Genomic DNA, 16,169 nt, shown 5'->3' on the forward strand with positions numbered 1-16,169 from the left:
TCAGTTCTGCCTGGCGTTCTGTAAGCATTTCAAGGCGCTGAAGTCCTTGCGCACGCCATCGAGCTTCTTCAGCAGGCGCTGGCGTTGTTCCGGGCTGCTATCGGCCATCAGGTCGACCAGCAGGCTGCGCGCAGCCTCCTCGGTATGGGCGTAGGCCTGGCGATAGTCGTCGGTCCATAGGCTTTCACGCTCGATCAGCAATTGCTCGACGCGTTGTGGGAAGTCGCTGGACCGACGCTGTTGTACCGCGGCGCGAAATAGCGCCTGCCAGTGGGCTCGGTTGGCGATCCATTGCCGGTTCTGTTCCCCCAGCGAAACGGACCACCGTTCGACACGTCGCTGCTGGCTCGGACTCAGGCTGCCCAGCCAAGCCTTCAGGCGCTTGTCCATGCGTTGGCTGCGCTGTTCGATCTGTTGCGCCAGGGACGGTTCCAGGTACTGCTCGCGGCGTTCCTGCAGATCCTTGGCCAGTGACTTGTTCAACTGTGCCACTTGTTGATCGTCCAGGCCTTGCAGCAGCTCTATGGCCGACGGTGCGACCTGGCGTGCGATTTCGGCAATGGCCTGCTTGGCCTCTTGCGTGCGTGCTTGCAGGGCCTGGTCGTTGACCTGGTTGTCCTGGACCATCAATTGCAAGCGGTCGAGCCAGTCCAGGTAGCCTGGCAGCTGGGTGCTGCAATGCCAGTGCAGATGCTGCTGCAGGCGTTGGTCGAACCAGCTTTTCTGCTCGCCGGTCATCTCCAGGTAGTCGTTGAGGCTCCAGGGGATGATGACGTCAAGGTTGCGGTAGGCCAGGCCGACCCGGCTGCAGGCAGCGAGCGACATACCAAGAATCAGCAGCGGGATGAGCAGGCAGCGCCAGCGCGACATATCCGAGTCCCTGGGAGTGCGGTTCTTGCATCTGAACCCGGAAGGCCCCCAGCAGTTCAGCGCTCGTACTGACTAGTAGAGCGCCCGCTCGGCCTTGAAGGTCAACAAGCCGTCGCATTGGCTGTTGTGCCCCGAATAGGCCGAGCAATTGCTGCCGTTGAGGCTGGAATCGCTGTAGATCAGGTTCAGGTCGATTCCCAACCAGGGCCGCGAGAACTTGATCGACCAGTCGTTGAAGCCCGCCACATATCCCCCCTTGGCCACTGACACGGCGTTGTTGAGCCGGTAGTTGGTGTATTTGACGCTGACTCCGATGCCGAACGGCGGATTGCCGCCCAGGTCGGCGAACAGCGTGCTATTGCGCCGGTCCGGGTCATTGCTCAAGGCGGCGCCGAACCGACTGCCCAGCAGGGTCAGGCCGCCGTAGAACTCCTTGCTGTCCTGGGTGCGCAGTTGCGGGTAGTTGTAGTGGATCACCCCCAATTCGTACCCCAGGCTCCGGTCGAGCGGTTGCTTGAAGCCCAGGTAGGAATCCATCTCGAGACGGCTTGCCGGGCTCAGGCCCATGCTCGGCGACCACTGGCCGAAGTACCAGCCGCTGTCGTGGCTCAGGTCGAGACCGCCGTGTACGGAGCCGCTGGAGGCGGGCTTGACCAGGCCTTGGGCCATGCTGCGGCTGGGGCTGGTGCCGAGCTTGAGGTCGAAGTCGCCCAGTTCGCGCTGGAAGATCTGGCCGTGGGCCAAGGGGCAGGCCAGCAGCAGGGCCAAAGCCATAATTGAAGGTTTGAGCATGCAGCACTCCTTGAACTGCGTGGAGTGTCAACCTGAAGGCGGGCTGAAACGTTTATTCCGTGGGCGCAAGGATACCGGCCTGCGCTTGTGGATAGAGGCCGTTCGTCGGTTTTCCAAGGAGGGAGGAGTAGCAGAGGTGCCAGTCCTGGCGCTTCATGGGTAAGCGCCGAGGGACCAGGACAATACGCGAGGGGTTACTTCTTGCCGAGGCTGATCTGCTTGGAGGGGCTGAAAGTCTGGCCGCTGACGCCCTTGGCGATCTGCTGGATTTCGCCGCCGGATTTCAGGAACGCTGCGATCTGTTCGTTGATGGATTCGCTGGTTTCAACGGCGGGAGCTGGTTTTGCTTTACTGCTGTTGGATGCTTTTACTCGCATGGCGGCCATTTAACCTTCGGGAAAATTAATTTGGCCAGCCATCCTAACAGAATTATTCGATAATTGTCCGTTGGGCATTCTCCGGCGCACTAGCGCAGGTCTTTCTTATTCCTGAATTTATCTTGCAAATAGCCTTATAAGTCACTGTTTTAAATCAGGACTTGTGGCCTTGGGCGCCAGCCCGGGCTGGCGCTGTTGTCGTTGCCCAAGCTCGGATCGGCCTGACGAGTGGAGCGCCAGGCGATGCCTGGTCAGGAATCTCCGGGGCTTGGCGCGGATTTTCTCCATGGCCGTCTCCCGAGCGTCAACCTGGACATGGAAAACAGGTAGAATGCCGCCCACGCAATGAGGGTATTGGAAATGGCTTTAGTCGGGCGCTACAACAGCTTGCAAGTGGTTAAGCATACTAACTTCGGTTTGTATCTGGATGGCGGTGCGGATGGCGAGATATTGCTGCCCAATCGTTATATTCCGAAGGATATTCCCAGCGAAGATGAAGATTGGCTGAATGTCTTTGTCTATCTGGACAGTACCGACAAGTTAATTGCAACGACCGAGAAACCGAAAGTTCAAGTAGGCGAATTTGCCAGTCTGAAGGTCGTCGAGGTCAACAGTATCGGCGTATTCCTGGACTGGGGACTGCCCAAGGACCTGCTGCTGCCGTATTCGGAAGAGAAGCGCCAGTTGAATGCCGGCGATTACTGCGTGGTGCACGTCTATCTGGATCGCCATACCCGCCGTATCACCGCCACCGCTCGGCTGGATCGCTACCTGGACAAGACGCCGGCCAACTACCAGGCTGGCCAGGAAGTCGACTTGCTGGTGGTGGAGTCCACCGACATGGGCTTCAAGGCCATCATCAACAACAAGCACTGGGGCCTGATCCACAAGAACGAAGTGTTCAAGTTCCTGCGGCCAGGCATGCAGGAAAAGGGCTTTATCAAGGAAGTGCGGGCCGACGGCAAGGTCAGCCTGAGCCTGCAACCGGTAGGCGAGCAGGCCGGCAGCAGCCTGAATGCCAAGATCCTGGCCAAGCTGCGGGAAAGCAACGGTACCCTGGCTGTCAGCGACAAGAGCGATCCGGCGTTGATCAGTCGTTTGTTCGGTGTCAGCAAGGGCAACTTCAAGAAAGCCATCGGCGCGCTCTACAAGCAAGGGCAGATCGTCATCCACGCCGATCGTATCGAACTCAGCTAAGACTCTCTGCGGGCCTGGCCTGCGCATTCCCGATGATCAGGCCGGCCTGCGCCCAGCCGTTGGGCACGACAGCACCAATTTGCCGCGCAGGTTGGTGCTTGTGATCGACTCAGGCACCAGCGCCATCGCGCAACCACAGGCGCAGCGATGTGCCTGTATTTCCATGGGGATGTAGCCGCTCCCATGCACAGGGTCATCAGGTGCAAGATCGCCATCAAAGGAAGAATCATGGATTTCAAGGGAAAAACCGCGATTGTCACTGGGGCCGGGAGAGGGCTGGGCCTGGCGTATGCCTGTAGCCTCGCCGAGCAGGGCGCCCAGGTCGTGATCAGCGACTTGGGGACGGACCGGTCCGGTGCCGGTAGCGAGATGCAGGTGGCTTTCCAGGCTGCCGAGGGGTTAAAAGCCCAGGGCCGGAACGTGATTGCCCACGCTGGAGATCTGGCCGATGAACAGGTTGCCCGGCAGTTGGTGGAGCTGGCTGTCGAGACCTTCGGCGGCTTGGACATCATCATTCACAACGCTGGCTGGGTGGGGTACCAGGGGATCGAGGACGCGGAGGCCGGCTTTCTCCAGCGAGCCCTGGACGTCAACATCCAGGCCCCAATCTGGCTGTGCAAGCATGCCTGGAAATACCTCAAGCGCTCCGAGGCCCCACGGGTGGTACTGACCACATCCGATCGGGCCATGTACCAGCAATACGCCCAGACCGGCCTGGCAGCCTACGCAGCGGGCAAGATGGCGCAGTTGGGCATCATGAATGCCCTGAGCATGGAGGGCCTGGAGCATGGGATCCTGGTGAATGCAGTCTCGCCGGTGGCCAAGACCCGGATGTGGGGGGTAACGCAAGCCCCCAGCGACCTCAAGCCGGAATGGGTCAGCCCCGGGGTGATCTACCTGGCCAGTGCTGCCTGTCGCGATACCGGCTATGTTCTGCGGGCCAGCAATGGTCAGTTCACCGCGACTCGCTTCAGTGAGAATCCGGGAGTCGATTATCCGATGGACCTGGCCCGGGTCGAGGCCGCCAGCGCCGAGGAGATCGCCCGGCTCTGGGAGAGCATCAGGGAGTCCTGAGCGTGCGCTCAGGTCAGTGCCGTACACGAGCGGGCCTGGGGTTGCCGGGCCAATAGCAGGCCACCACTGAGCAGCAGGCCAACACCGGCCACCATCAACGCCAGCTGCAAGCTGCCGCTGAAGTGGCTGCTCAGGGCGGCCAGCAAGGGGCCGCTCAGCTGGCCTGTGGCAAAGCAGGCGGTGAGCAGTCCGGTATTGCGTTGGGCTGCCTGGGGCGCCAGTTCCCGGGAGCGCTGCATCACCAGTTGCATGCAGGACAGGAACGGCGTGCCACACAGCACTACCCCCAGCAACAATCCCCAGCCGTTGCCCAACAGGCAGGCGAAGACACCGGCCGCCTGTAGCCACAAGGTTGCGATCAGCCATTGGCGAGTGCCGTCCGGTGTGTGCCGGCGCAGGCTGACCAGGGCCACGCCCAGTGCTGCGGCGAGGCCGAAGCCGGGCCAGAACAGGTCGGCCTGCCACTGGCCCTGGAACCGTGCGCTGGCCATTTGCGAGAGGAAGGTCGCCGGGATGATGTAGCCCACCCCATACAGGCCATAGACCAACCCCAGGCGCCCAATGCCCTGGCCATTGGACACGGCATCCTGTCGGGTACTGCCTGGCGTCGTGGTGGGAGGCGGCAGGATCGTCAGGATCGCCAGTAGCATCAACAGCCCAGCGGCGGCATACAGCAGCCACAGGTCGGCTGAGTCGTGCCCCAGTAGATTGGACCCCAGGGCCAACAGGCCGGTGAGCATGATGCCCAGGCCCGGCCCGGCGAACACCAGGGCGCCCAGCCGGGGTCGACCGGCAGCCTGGGCCAGGGGTTGGCTCAGGGCGGTGATCATCACCAGCACCCAGGCACTGGCCACGCCGGTCCCGAAACGCAGCAACAGATGCGGCCAGAACCCCCAGGCCCAGAACGAAGCCAGTGTCAGCAGCACGCACAACCAGAGTCCCCCCAGCAAGCGCAGGCGTACCTGGGGCGGGCGCCGGGCGAACATCGCATCCAGTGCGCCGAGGAGATAGCCCAGGTAGTTGGCGGCAGCGACCAGCCCTCCAGCGGTCAGGTCGACCTGGCCCTCGCTGATCAGGTGCGGCAACTGTGGGGTCAGGGCGAAGCGACCAATGCCCATGGCGATCATCAAGGCAATGAAGCTGGCGAGTAGGCGGATCAGGGGGGACATGACGGTTTTTCCGGCGGCAGGAACAGTGACCGCCAGGCTAGAGCGAATTGACTTTCGTTAAAAATGAATAATATTAAGCAACTTGTTCAGTTTTGGAGAAGGTCATGGAGTTCAGCCAGTTGCGTATTTTCCAGGCAGTGGCCGAGGAAGGCTCCATCACCCGTGCGGCGGAACGTTTGCACCGGGTGCCATCGAATCTCTCGACCCGCCTCAAACAACTGGAGGAGCAGTTGGGCGTCGAATTGTTTCTGCGTGAACGCCAACGCCTGCAATTATCGCCAGCGGGCAAGGTGCTGCTGGACTACACAGCGCGTCTGTTCGCCTTGCGTGACGAGGCCCAGGCCGCGGTACAGGGCGGCCAGCCAGCCGGAGACTTCGTCCTGGGCACCATGTACAGCACCGCGGCGATCCACTTGCCTGGGTTGCTGGCGCGTTATCACCGGGCCTATCCGGCAGTGAACCTGCAGGTGCAGTCCGGACCCACCGGGGAATTGCTCGAGGGCCTGTTGACTGGGCGCCTGGATGCGGCGTTGGTGGACGGACCGCTGGAACTGGCGGGGCTGGACGGCGTTGTCTTGTGCGATGAGACCCTGGTGCTGATCACCGAGATCGAGCATCCGCCGGTGCGCACGGCCCTGGATGTGGAGGGGCGAGCGGTGTTCACCTTTCGCCAGGGGTGTTCCTATCGCATGCGCCTGGAGTCCTGGTTCTCCCACTACCATGCGGCCATGGGGCGGGCGATGGAGATCGAGTCCTACCAGAGCATGCTGGCCTGCGTGATTGCCGGTTCCGGCGTGGCCCTGATGGCTCGCTCCATGCTCGACAGCCTGCCGGGACGCGATCGCGTAGCGGTCCATCCCCTGGCTGAGCCGTTCACTCATTCCACCACGTGGCTGATGTGGCGCAGAGGCATGGTTGGGGCCAATCTCAATGCCTGGATCGAGTTGCAACAAGGTTCTTTCGAGGCGATGGAGCAGCCGGCGAGGGCCATGGCGTGAGTCCGTGGGCGATTGGCCATAATCCGGTAACAGTTCATTGCCATCACGGAGCGGCGCACAGGAAAACTTAGGGCTATTATCTGCATTAAGGCGGCACAGACTTCGCCGCTCGGCACGACCCTTGAGGGGGCACTATGAAAGACAAATTGCAAAGCTGGCTGCACGACCTTGGTGTCGCACTGGGCCTGATCGAGCCACCGCTGCAACCGGTGCCGATTCCTACCGATGAAGAGCTACGGCGCCGCCAGCAACGCCGTCGTTGACCTCGATGCGGGAGCGCAGGGCAGGGATCCTGGACTGCGTTTCCCGCGTGTCGACCAAGGCCCGGCGCTTCGGGTCATTCCTCCTGTTGTCCTGACTTTTCCAGCAGCCACTCCACCAGTTCGTGGACGTTTGACAGGCTGGCCAGTATCCGCTGCTCTTCCTCCGTCGAGATGCATAACTCGAACCTGTCCTCCAGGCGCCAGAGCAGTTCTTCAATATCGCCACGTTCCAGCCCCAGGGCCTGCAAGTTGCTGCCGCCGTCCAGGCACAGGCGTTCGCCCAGCCAACTGCGGATCAATGCAAAGACCGCCCGACGGGCTTCGCCCCGGTTCATCTGCCTGGTTCCGGTGTGGTGAGCGGTCGTCACTGATGCACGGGCTGCAGATGCCGGCGCCGGGTTTTTTCCAGGATGAACTGGCTCAGCTCGCTGATGGAGTGGATCCAGTACAGGTCGTGTTCGGGGTCGAGCCGGACGTCGAACTCGCACTCCAGGCTGTGCAACAAGGCTTTCAGGTCCAGGGAGTAGGTATCGATCTGGGCCTGGCTGGGAGGGATTGGCCACTTTTGCGCCATCTGGACTTCTATGGCGTGGCTAATGCTTCGCTGGATATCGAAACGGTCCATAAACACCTCAGGGCAGGGAAGAGGTTTTTATTGTTATGACCCCGTCCAAGGGTGATGCGATAGCGCGCACAGATGCTGCCAGCGATCCATGTACTGCCCTCCTGCGGGAACAGTCGTCGCTGATTCAGAGTACAGCACAGGTTTTTTCCCGGTGAGATGACCACTCGTCCTGTCAGGGGCCTGGCGAGCGGCGTACAGGCCTTGTCGTTAGGCTCTTTTGTGCTGGTGAAAAAAAACGGATGTGGCCACCGACGCCACATCCGTCGAAGAAAACTTCAGGCAGTCGCTTTCAGGATCAGATCGCGCTGGCCAGGGACGCCGGGCGCCGGGAAGCCAGGCTGACCCCCACGAAGCTCACCAGGCCGGCCATCAGGCTGTAGTAGATCGGGGTGTTGGCATCCAGGCCGTCCTTGAACATGAACACCAGGGCGGTGATGAACCCCAGGCTCATGCTGGCGATGGCGCCGGCGGTGGTGGCGCGCTTCCAGAAGATCGCCCCGATCAGCGGGATCAGCATGCCGCCTACCAGCAGGTTGTAGGCCAGGGTCAGGGCGCTGATCACGTCGTTGACCACCAGCGCGATACCCAGCACCACGATACCGGTGAGCAGGGTGAACAGACGGTTGATCCCCAGGCTCGATTGCTTGCCGCCACGCAGCCGTGGCAGCAGGTCCTCGGTCAGGGTGGTGGAAGCGGCCAGCAGGCCGGCGCTGGCGGTGGACATCATGGCGGCCAGGGCGGCAGCGATCACCAGGCCGCGGATGCCGTCCGGCAACGAGGCCTTGACGATGGCGGCGAAGGCGTTGTTCGCGTTGTCCAGGTCCGGCAGCAGCACGTGGGCGGCCATGCCGATCAGGGCGCAGGCCAGGCCGTAGAGCACGCAGTAGAAACCCGCCAGGGTGCCGGCGTACTGGGCGACTTTCTCGGTCTTGGCGGTGAACACCCGCTGCCAGATGTCCTGGCCGATCAGGATGCCGAAGAAGTAGATCATGAAGTAGGTGATGATGGTGTCCCAGCCGATGGTGGTGAAGCTGAAGCTCGAGGCCGGCAGCTTGGCCACCAGTTCATCCCAGCCGCCGACGCGGTACAGGCAGATCGGCAGCAGCAGGAACATCAGGCCAACGGTCTTGATCACGAACTGGACGATGTCGGTCAGGGTCAGCGACCACATGCCGCCAATCGCCGAGTAGATCACCACCACTCCGCCGCCCAACAGGACCGAGAGCCAGAACGGCAGGTTGAACAGCACTTGCAGTACGGTGCCGATGGCGAGGATCGAGGTCACGCCGATCATCAGCGCGTAGGCCAGCATGATCACCGCGCTGGCCTGGCGGGCCATGGGGTTGTAGCGCTTTTCCAGGACCTGGGTCACGGTGAAGATCCGCAGCTTGAGCAGCGGCTTGGCCAACAGCAGGTTCAGGGCGATGATCCCGGCGCCGAGGGCGGCGCACAGCCAGAAGCCGGAGATGCCATGGACGTAGCCCAGGCGTACGGTGCCGACGGTGGAAGCGCCGCCCAGCACAGTGGCGGCCATGGTACCCATGTACAGGGTCGGGCCCAGGTTGCGCCCAGCCACCAGGTAGTCCTCGTGGGTCTTGGCCTTGCGCATGCCGTAGTAGCCGAGCACGAGCATGCCGACGGCATAGATGAGTACGACGAATAGATCTAGAGCCATGATGGCGTGTCTCCGATTATCTTTTTTATGTGAAACAAACAGGTCATGTGCCGCAGTGGCTGGCCTGCCACCGGGCGTGGTCAGGCGGCTTGGCGCAGGGTGCTTTGCCGGGAACGTCGGGCGCGCTTGTGGGCACGCGGAGCCTCGGGGCCGTGGGGCTCTGGCTCCGGGAAGGATCCCGGCAGAGTGCTTCCGGGGCCACCGAGCGAGGAGGGGGCGAGGGGAGGCGAAAGGCGGCGGGATGAACCGCCGATGCGTTCGGGAACCGCGCGACGGGCGCCGCCAGAAATGGCGCGCAGGCGATCGCCGGATCCCGCGTTGCGTGCGTGGCCGAGAGTCCGTTCGGCCCGGTTGGTTTCAGTGCTGCTAAGGCGTGTTTCTTTGTTGTTGTTATTCATGATCTGCTCCGATCACATTGGCTAAGGGGGTGGCAGCCCTTCCGGCATCGCGGACAAAAGTTCGTGGCAGGCCAGCCATAGGCCTTCTTGTTGTTGGCGAAACCGGCAGGTTCCGCGCTCCTGGCTAAAGTGTTGCTCCCCTTGCATGCGCGGCATCGTGGCCACGTCATGAATAAACACGACGGCACCGGCTTTTAGGCCGGCGACGACGTTGCTCGCGGTGCGTTTGCGCACCGCGAAACCATCCTTGGCACGCCGCCGATCCTGCGATGCCGGCTCGGCATCACGGGGCAGCAACGGCTGGGTACGGCAGTGGCGCAAGCTGGCATCGACCGTTGGCGCCGCAGCCCATCCGGCTGCGGCGTCGAGAGCGTATTGCCGCTCGTTCATCCGCTGGTTCTCAGCGATGGGCTACGCCCGGCAGTACGCAGAGCATTTCGTAGAGCAGGTTGGCGCCCAGCAGCGAGGTGTTGCCGGTGGTGTCGTAGGGTGGCGAAACCTCCACCAGGTCGCAGCCCACCAGGTCCAGGCCCTGGCAACCACGGACGATCTCCATGGCCTGGATGGTGGTCAGGCCGCCGATTTCCGGGGTACCGGTGCCAGGGGCCCAGGCCGGATCGATACCGTCGATGTCGAAGCTCAGGTACACCGGGCCGCCACCGACTTTCTCGCGGACTTCGGCCATCAGTGGCGCCAGGGATTTGTGCCAGCACTCTTCGGCCTGGACCACGCGAAAGCCCTGCTTGCGGCTCCAGTTGAAGTCCTCGGCGGTGTATCCCTGGGCCCTCAGGCCGATTTGCACCACGCGGTCGCAGTCCAGCAGGCCTTCTTCCACCGCGCGGCGGAAGGTCGTGCCGTGGGCGATCTTCTCGCCGAACATGTGGTCGTTGACGTCTGCGTGGGCATCGATGTGCACCAGGCCGACCTTGCCGTGTTTCTTGTGGATGGCCCGCAGGATCGGCAGGGTGATGGTGTGGTCACCGCCCAGGGTCATGGGAATGACGTTGTGCTCGAGAATGTCGTCGTAGGCTTCTTCGATGATGCGTACGGCGTCCAGCAGGTTGAAGGTGTTGATGGCCACATCGCCGATATCGGCCACGTTCAGCGAGTCGAAAGGTGCGGCGCCGGTGGCCATGTTGTAGGGACGGATCATCACCGATTCAGCGCGGATTTCCCGCGGGCCGAAACGGGTGCCGGAGCGTAGCGAGGTGCCGATGTCCAGAGGGACGCCGACGAATGCGGCGTCCAGGCCGGCAGGGCTGGGAACATGGGGAAGACGCATCATGGTGGCGATGCCGCCGAAACGCGGCATTTCGTTGCCGCCCAGTGGTTGGTGGAGATTCTTGTCCACGGGATAGGCCTCATCGTTGTTTTATTTATGGGGTCGACGGCGCAGCGGCGCCTGCTTGTCTGACCAAGTGGGCCGATTCTGCGAAATGTAGTGCGCGGAAAGAATCGCTACGAGCAAATACTTAGTTCAGAATTTTCTAAACTAATGCCAGGCGGCACGCTAGACTCGTGCCGCCTCTACGAGGCATCTGTACACAGGGTTCTCACCTCCCCTGGCTTGCCAGGGCTGGCGCAATCCGGGGTGCCCGGCTCGCTGGAAAATATGCATGAGGAGGCTCGGGGCTGTCCTTCAGCTTGTCGAAGTCTTTTTCTCGGCCACGGAACCGGTGGCTTGTCACCTGTTGCTGGAGCTTGTCATGGCTAACGCTTTACCTGATCTGAAACTATTGCGCATCTTCGTTAGCGTGGTGCGGCACCAGGGGTTCGCCAATGCCCAGCATGAACTCAACCTCTCGACATCGGCCATCAGTACCTATATGAGCCAGTTGGAGGCGTCTCTGGGGCTGGTGCTGTGCCACCGTGGTCGTGGTGGCTTCAGCCTGACCAGCAAGGGCGAATTGTTTCATCAGGAGACCCTGCGCCTGCTGGCCGAGCTGGAAGGTTTCGAACAGTACGCCGCGGCCCTCAAGGGCGAGTTGCGCGGGACCCTGAACCTGGGGGTGATCGACTCCACGGTGAGCGACAAGGCCCTGCCGTTCGCCGAGGCTATTGGTGCCTATAGCCAGGAACATCCGGCGGTGCATTTGCACCTGTCGGTGATGAGCCCCCATGAACTGCAATTAGGGGTCCAGGACAATCGCCTGGACCTGGCCATCGGTGCTTTTTCCACGCGCATGAGCGCCCTGGTGTACATGCCGCTGTATCGCGAGCAGCATTGGCTGTATTGCAGCAACCGCCATCCGTTGTACAGCGAACGGCGCATTCCCGAGCAAGTCATCACCCAGCAGCGCATGGTGGGGCGTGGCTACTGGAGCCAGGCCGAACTGGCCCGGCATGGTTTCAAGCACAGCGCCGCGACGGTGGAAAGTATGGAAGCGCAGTTGATCCTGGTGCTTTCCGGCGCCTATATCGGCTACTTGCCGGAGCATTACGCCCAGGCCTGGGCCGACAAAGGCGACCTGCGGGTGTTGTTGCCGGCGACCTTCGGCTACCAGGCACCGTTTTCCATGATCATGCGCCGTGGTCGAGGCCGTGAGCCGTTGATCCAGACCTTTCGTGATCTGCTCAAAGCCCAGCTCAACCAGTCATAAGGAATTCCCATGTCCCGAGCACGCTGCGAGCGTTGCCTGCGCCCCAGTGGTCACTGCCTGTGCCCGCTGATCCCCGAGTTGCCCAGTCGTACCCGGGTTCTGGTACTGCAGCACCCCAGCGAGGTCGGCCATGCCTTGAATACGGCGCGGTTGGCGGCGCTGGGGCTGAACAATGCCGAATTGAGAGTGGGGGAGGTGTTCGAGGATCTGCCAGAACTGCTCGCTCGTCCCGGTTATCGGGCGCACTTGCTGTTCCCGGCGGACGATGCCCAGCCACTGCAGCCCTATGGGATGACGGATGAGCCTTTGTTGCTGGTGGTGCCCGATGGGACCTGGCGCAAGGCGCGCAAGCTGTTGCACCTCAATCCGCTGCTGGCAGCCTTGCCCAGGGTCACGCTGGAGGCCGCATCACCTTCGCGTTATCGCTTGCGCAAGGCTCCGGGGCCCGGTGCCTTGTCGACCCTGGAGGCCATAGTCCAGGCCCTCGAGGTCCTTGAGGCCCCCGCGTCGTTCGAGCCACTGCTGCGTCCATTCGAGTCCCTGATCGAAGGGCAGATTGCGGCCATGGGTGCCGAAACCTATCAGCGCAACCACCTCAAGCCCTGAGTTAAGGCGAGGTATGCCAGGCCCGGATTTCAGGGGCGATGCAGGGTTTTCTGGCGCAGGATATAGATGCTCACCAGGATTGCGCTGGCAAGCATGAAGCCTCGCGCCCAGGGCAACGGTACCAGGTAGCAGGACAGGCCAATGCTCAACCACATCAGGCCGATCGCATAGGCCTTGCCCTTGAGTGGGATGCCATTGCCGTCCAGGTAGTCTCTGATCCACGGGCCCAGGCGTGGATGCTGAACCAGCCAGCGATAGAAACGTGGGGAGCTACGGGCAAAGCAGGCCGCCGCGAGCAACAGGAAGGGGGTGGTGGGTAAAACCGGAAGGAAGATGCCGAGTACCCCCAGCGCCACGCTCAACCAACCGATGGTCAGTAGAACGTAGCGCAGCAGCAGGGGGCGTTGGCCTATGGGCTTGGCCATAGGCGAAGACTCAATGGTGACGGGGCTTGAGCAGTGCCGGCTTTTCATCAGGGGCGTTGCACAGCAGGTACAACGCTGTCAGGGCCTCGGGGATCTGCACGATCATGTCGTCCATCAGGTTGGCATCGCTGGCGATATCGGAGAACTCGGGCTGTTCGTCGAACAAGCCGGAGCCCACCATGATCGGCAGGAGCATCTCGCTGACTTCTTCCTCGGCGGTTTCGAACCAGGCCGCTTCACGCAGGAATACGCCTTCCATGAAGCCGATGCACCAGCCGCGCAGGTCGGAGTCGTCCGGGTCGTCGCCCAGGTCGAGATCGCAGGGCAGCTCGAACTCCTCATCGGAGGCCAGCTGGCGTGCGATATGTGCCTTGAGGGCCAATAGGGTCGACTCGATCGCCTCGCGTTCGGCGTCATCGCGATAGTGCGGTTCCTCGGCGAACAGGGTGTCGATCCACTCGCGCTCGGGAACGCTTTCCGAACAGATCGACAGCGCGGTCAGGTAGCCATGAGCGGCCACGTAGTCCAGCGCCTCGTCGTGCAGATCATCTGCGTCGAGGAAGACTTGCAGGCGGGTTAGTTGCTCAGCGAAGGACATTGACGGCTACCTTGGGGAATAAACGATGCTGAATTCTAGGCTTTCTTGAGCGCTCAGGCCAGCTACGTGGCAGATTCGAGCGGTTCTAAAGGTTACCAGCGGTCCATTGCAGTCGCCCTCTGTGGCGGAGGGCTCGGGTATACTCGCGCGTTTTGTGATGCCTGGCAGGCTGGCGACGGGACCAGACACGTCCGCTAACGCAAATGCCGATGAGCCCCGTCGGCATTTCGGTCAACCTGCAGGGCAGGGGTGTACCGGTCCGATGACGAACAGCGTCGTCGGGCCCAGGTGGACTGGCCGGGCGATCGACCGCTGGCAGCGACCCTGGTGATTTCAGCAATTTTTGGAGTTCTTCATGCTCGAACAGGCTCAGCGCGTCCTCAAGGACATCTTTGGCTACGACAGTTTCCGTGGTCGCCAGGGTGCGATCATTGAGCGCGTGGCCAGTGGTGGCGATGCCTTGGTGCTGATGCCCACCGGGGGCGGCAAGTCCCTGTGCTTCCAGGTGCCGGCGCTGTTGCGTGATGGCCTGGCGGTGGTGGTATCGCCGCTGATCGCGCTGATGGATGACCAGGTGGCCACGCTGGAGGAGCTGGGAGTCGCGGCGGCGGCCTTGAACTCCACCTTGAGTCCCGAGCAACAGCGTGATCTGGCCGTGCGTATCCGCCGTGGCGAAGTGAAGATGCTCTACCTGGCTCCAGAGCGCCTGGTCCAGCCACGGATGCTGGCTTTCCTGCAAAGCCTGGAGATTGCCCTGTTCGCCATCGATGAGGCCCATTGCGTTTCTCAGTGGGGGCATGACTTTCGCCCGGAGTACCTGCAACTGGGGCAGTTGGCGCAGATGTTCCCGAATGTTCCGCGTATTGCCCTGACGGCCACCGCCGACAAGCGCACCCGGGAAGAGATCGTCAACCGCCTGCACCTGGAGAATGCCGAGCGCTTCCTCTCCAGCTTCGACCGCCCGAACATTTTCTATCGCATCGTCCCCAAGGAGCAGCCGCGCAAGCAATTGCAGGCGTTCCTCAACGAGCGCCGCAGCGATGCCGGGATCGTCTACTGCCTGTCACGCAAGAAGGTCGATGAGGTGGCGGCGTTCCTCTGTGAGCAGGGTTTTACCGCCTTGCCCTATCACGCGGGGCTGCCCAGCGAGCTGCGTGCCTATCACCAGAAGCGCTTCCTCAATGAAGAGGGGCTGATCATGGTGGCGACCATCGCTTTCGGCATGGGTATCGACAAGCCCAACGTACGTTTTGTCGCCCATATGGATCTGCCCAAGTCCCTGGAGGCGTACTACCAGGAAACCGGTCGTGCCGGCCGTGACGGCCTGCCAGCAGATGCCTGGATGGCGTATGGGCTGCAGGACGTGCTGATGCTCAAGCAGATGTTGCAGAACTCCGAAGGGGATGAGCGTCACAAGCGCCTCGAACAGCACAAGCTCGATGCGATGCTGGCGCTCTGCGAGGAGACCCGTTGTCGGCGCCAGACGCTGCTGGCCTATTTCGATGAGGAGATGCCGCAGCCTTGCGGTCATTGCGACAACTGCGTCGATGGAGTGCAGACCTGGGATGCCACCGAGCCGGCGCGCCAGGCGCTATCGACGATCTACCGTACCGGCCAGCGCTATGGTGTCGGTCACCTGGTGGATGTGTTGCTGGGCAAGGATACGGAAAAGGTCCGCAGTTTCGGCCATCAGCACTTGTCGGTGTTCGGCGTTGGCAAGGCTCGCAGCGAAGGCGAATGGCGCTCGCTGTTCCGTCAACTGGTCGCCCGCGGGTTGGCGGATATCGACCTTGAGGGGTATGGCGGCCTGCGCTTGAGCGACAGCTGTCGTCCCTTGCTCAAGGGGGAGGTCACGCTGGAGCTACGTCGGGATCTCAAGCCTCAAAGTGCGGCCAAGAGCAGCACCAGCCAGGCCAGCCAGCTGGTACGGGGAGAGGAGCGCGAGCAATGGGAGTCGTTGCGGGCGTTGCGCCGCAAGCTGGCGGAAGAGCATGGCGTCCCGCCTTATGTCATCTTCCCCGACTCGACCTTGCTGGAGATGCTTCGCAGCCAGCCGGGCTCCATGGCCGAGATGGCTCGGGTCAGTGGCGTCGGTGCGCGCAAGCTGGAGCGTTATGGCGCCGCGTTCCTCGAAGTGCTGGGCGGCGCTGTGCAGGCGCCGAAAGTGGTCGCCGATCTGCGCCACGAGCTGATCACCCTGGCCCGCGCCGGAATGACTCCAATGCAGATTGCCGGCCAGTTGCAGTGCACGGAGAAGAACGTCTACACCCTGCTGGCCGAGGCGATCGGCAAGCAGCAACTGTCTCTGGAGCAGGCACTGGACCTGCCCGAAGATCTGCTGGGGGAAATCCAGGATGCGTTCCTCGATGGCGAGGGCGAATTGCCGCCCGTGAGCGAAGTGAGCGAGTTGTTCGCCGGCCGGGTACCTGAAGGTGTGTTGTATTGCGTACGTGCCGCCCTGCAGTCGGAGTTCGAGATCTAGGTGGGGTGCGTCAATGTTGT

General features: G+C 62.2%; 18 protein-coding genes. 7 read left to right on the forward strand and 11 right to left on the reverse strand.

The window, feature by feature from the left end; translation table 11 throughout:
* The 3 genes from C4K39_RS07985 to C4K39_RS07995 form a co-directional block, all read right to left on the reverse strand.
* Entirely contained in the window at positions 1–870 is an 870-nt protein-coding gene (locus C4K39_RS07985; protein ID WP_124346065.1) for a DUF6279 family lipoprotein, read from the reverse strand.
* A 72-nt stretch (positions 871–942) separates the two neighbouring features.
* Positions 943–1,662 (reverse strand): TorF family putative porin, encoded by a 720-nt coding sequence (locus C4K39_RS07990; protein ID WP_124346066.1) that lies wholly within the window; start codon positions 1,660–1,662, stop codon positions 943–945.
* A gap of 194 nt (positions 1,663–1,856) precedes the next feature.
* On the reverse strand, positions 1,857–2,048 hold the full coding sequence (locus C4K39_RS07995) for a PFL_1563 family small protein (RefSeq protein ID WP_176719762.1): 192 nt from the start codon (positions 2,046–2,048) through the stop codon (positions 1,857–1,859).
* A 351-nt stretch (positions 2,049–2,399) separates the two neighbouring features.
* Here C4K39_RS07995 and C4K39_RS08000 point away from each other — a divergent pair, with 351 nt between their 5' ends.
* Entirely contained in the window at positions 2,400–3,236 is an 837-nt protein-coding gene (locus tag C4K39_RS08000; protein ID WP_068585956.1) for a CvfB family protein, read from the forward strand.
* A gap of 228 nt (positions 3,237–3,464) precedes the next feature.
* Positions 3,465–4,310, forward strand: a complete 846-nt coding sequence (locus C4K39_RS08005) for an SDR family NAD(P)-dependent oxidoreductase (RefSeq protein ID WP_124346067.1) — start codon at positions 3,465–3,467, stop codon at positions 4,308–4,310.
* Positions 4,311–4,318: 8 nt separating this feature from the next.
* On the opposite strand, the gene C4K39_RS08010 is transcribed toward C4K39_RS08005, so the two are convergent.
* On the reverse strand, positions 4,319–5,479 hold the full coding sequence (locus C4K39_RS08010; protein WP_124346068.1) for a YbfB/YjiJ family MFS transporter: 1,161 nt from the start codon (positions 5,477–5,479) through the stop codon (positions 4,319–4,321).
* Positions 5,480–5,583: 104 nt separating this feature from the next.
* Here C4K39_RS08010 and ptrR point away from each other — a divergent pair, with 104 nt between their 5' ends.
* Together ptrR and C4K39_RS31955 are read left to right on the forward strand one after the other, a co-directional pair.
* On the forward strand, positions 5,584–6,477 hold the full coding sequence (gene ptrR, locus C4K39_RS08015; protein ID WP_068585947.1) for a putrescine utilization regulator PtrR: 894 nt from the start codon (positions 5,584–5,586) through the stop codon (positions 6,475–6,477).
* Between the two features lie 134 nt (positions 6,478–6,611).
* A complete protein-coding gene (locus C4K39_RS31955; protein ID WP_011059908.1) occupies positions 6,612–6,740 on the forward strand; it encodes a PA1414 family protein in 129 nt (42 codons plus the stop codon).
* Positions 6,741–6,814: 74 nt separating this feature from the next.
* Here C4K39_RS31955 and C4K39_RS08020 read toward each other — a convergent pair whose 3' ends face one another.
* The 5 genes from C4K39_RS08020 to speB form a co-directional block, all read right to left on the reverse strand.
* The gene (locus tag C4K39_RS08020; protein ID WP_124346069.1) at positions 6,815–7,075 is read right to left on the reverse strand and encodes a hypothetical protein; all 261 of its coding nucleotides are present in this window, start codon (positions 7,073–7,075) and stop codon (positions 6,815–6,817) included.
* 29 nt (positions 7,076–7,104) lie between these two features.
* On the reverse strand, positions 7,105–7,365 hold the full coding sequence (locus C4K39_RS08025) for an acyl carrier protein (protein ID WP_124346070.1): 261 nt from the start codon (positions 7,363–7,365) through the stop codon (positions 7,105–7,107).
* Between the two features lie 295 nt (positions 7,366–7,660).
* The gene (locus tag C4K39_RS08030) at positions 7,661–9,040 is read right to left on the reverse strand and encodes a sodium:solute symporter family protein (RefSeq protein ID WP_124346071.1); all 1,380 of its coding nucleotides are present in this window, start codon (positions 9,038–9,040) and stop codon (positions 7,661–7,663) included.
* A 419-nt stretch (positions 9,041–9,459) separates the two neighbouring features.
* A complete protein-coding gene (locus tag C4K39_RS08035; RefSeq protein WP_124346072.1) occupies positions 9,460–9,828 on the reverse strand; it encodes a DUF4440 domain-containing protein in 369 nt (122 codons plus the stop codon).
* Positions 9,829–9,838: 10 nt separating this feature from the next.
* Positions 9,839–10,789, reverse strand: a complete 951-nt coding sequence (gene speB / locus C4K39_RS08040) for an agmatinase (protein WP_068585929.1) — start codon at positions 10,787–10,789, stop codon at positions 9,839–9,841.
* A gap of 355 nt (positions 10,790–11,144) precedes the next feature.
* Here speB and C4K39_RS08045 point away from each other — a divergent pair, with 355 nt between their 5' ends.
* The gene (locus C4K39_RS08045) at positions 11,145–12,038 is read left to right on the forward strand and encodes a LysR family transcriptional regulator (protein WP_068585926.1); all 894 of its coding nucleotides are present in this window, start codon (positions 11,145–11,147) and stop codon (positions 12,036–12,038) included.
* Between the two features lie 9 nt (positions 12,039–12,047).
* Positions 12,048–12,644: a tRNA-uridine aminocarboxypropyltransferase gene (locus C4K39_RS08050; RefSeq protein WP_124346073.1), complete on the forward strand. Its 597-nt coding sequence runs from the start codon at positions 12,048–12,050 to the stop codon at positions 12,642–12,644.
* Between the two features lie 29 nt (positions 12,645–12,673).
* Here the strand turns inward: C4K39_RS08050 and C4K39_RS08055 are convergent, their stop codons facing one another.
* Complete coding sequence (locus C4K39_RS08055) at positions 12,674–13,069, reverse strand: YbaN family protein (protein ID WP_124346074.1); 396 nt, start codon at positions 13,067–13,069, stop codon at positions 12,674–12,676.
* Positions 13,070–13,079: 10 nt separating this feature from the next.
* Positions 13,080–13,667, reverse strand: a complete 588-nt coding sequence (locus tag C4K39_RS08060) for a UPF0149 family protein (protein WP_068585918.1) — start codon at positions 13,665–13,667, stop codon at positions 13,080–13,082.
* Between the two features lie 355 nt (positions 13,668–14,022).
* Between C4K39_RS08060 and recQ the strand changes: the two genes are divergently transcribed.
* Positions 14,023–16,149 carry a DNA helicase RecQ gene (recQ, locus tag C4K39_RS08065; RefSeq protein WP_124346075.1) on the forward strand — a complete coding sequence of 709 codons (2,127 nt, stop codon included), beginning with the start codon at positions 14,023–14,025 and terminating at the stop codon, positions 16,147–16,149.
* Positions 16,150–16,169 lie beyond the last annotated feature (20 nt).

Origin of the sequence: Pseudomonas sessilinigenes (assembly GCF_003850565.1) — a bacterium.
Lineage (GTDB): Bacteria > Pseudomonadota > Gammaproteobacteria > Pseudomonadales > Pseudomonadaceae > Aquipseudomonas > Aquipseudomonas sessilinigenes.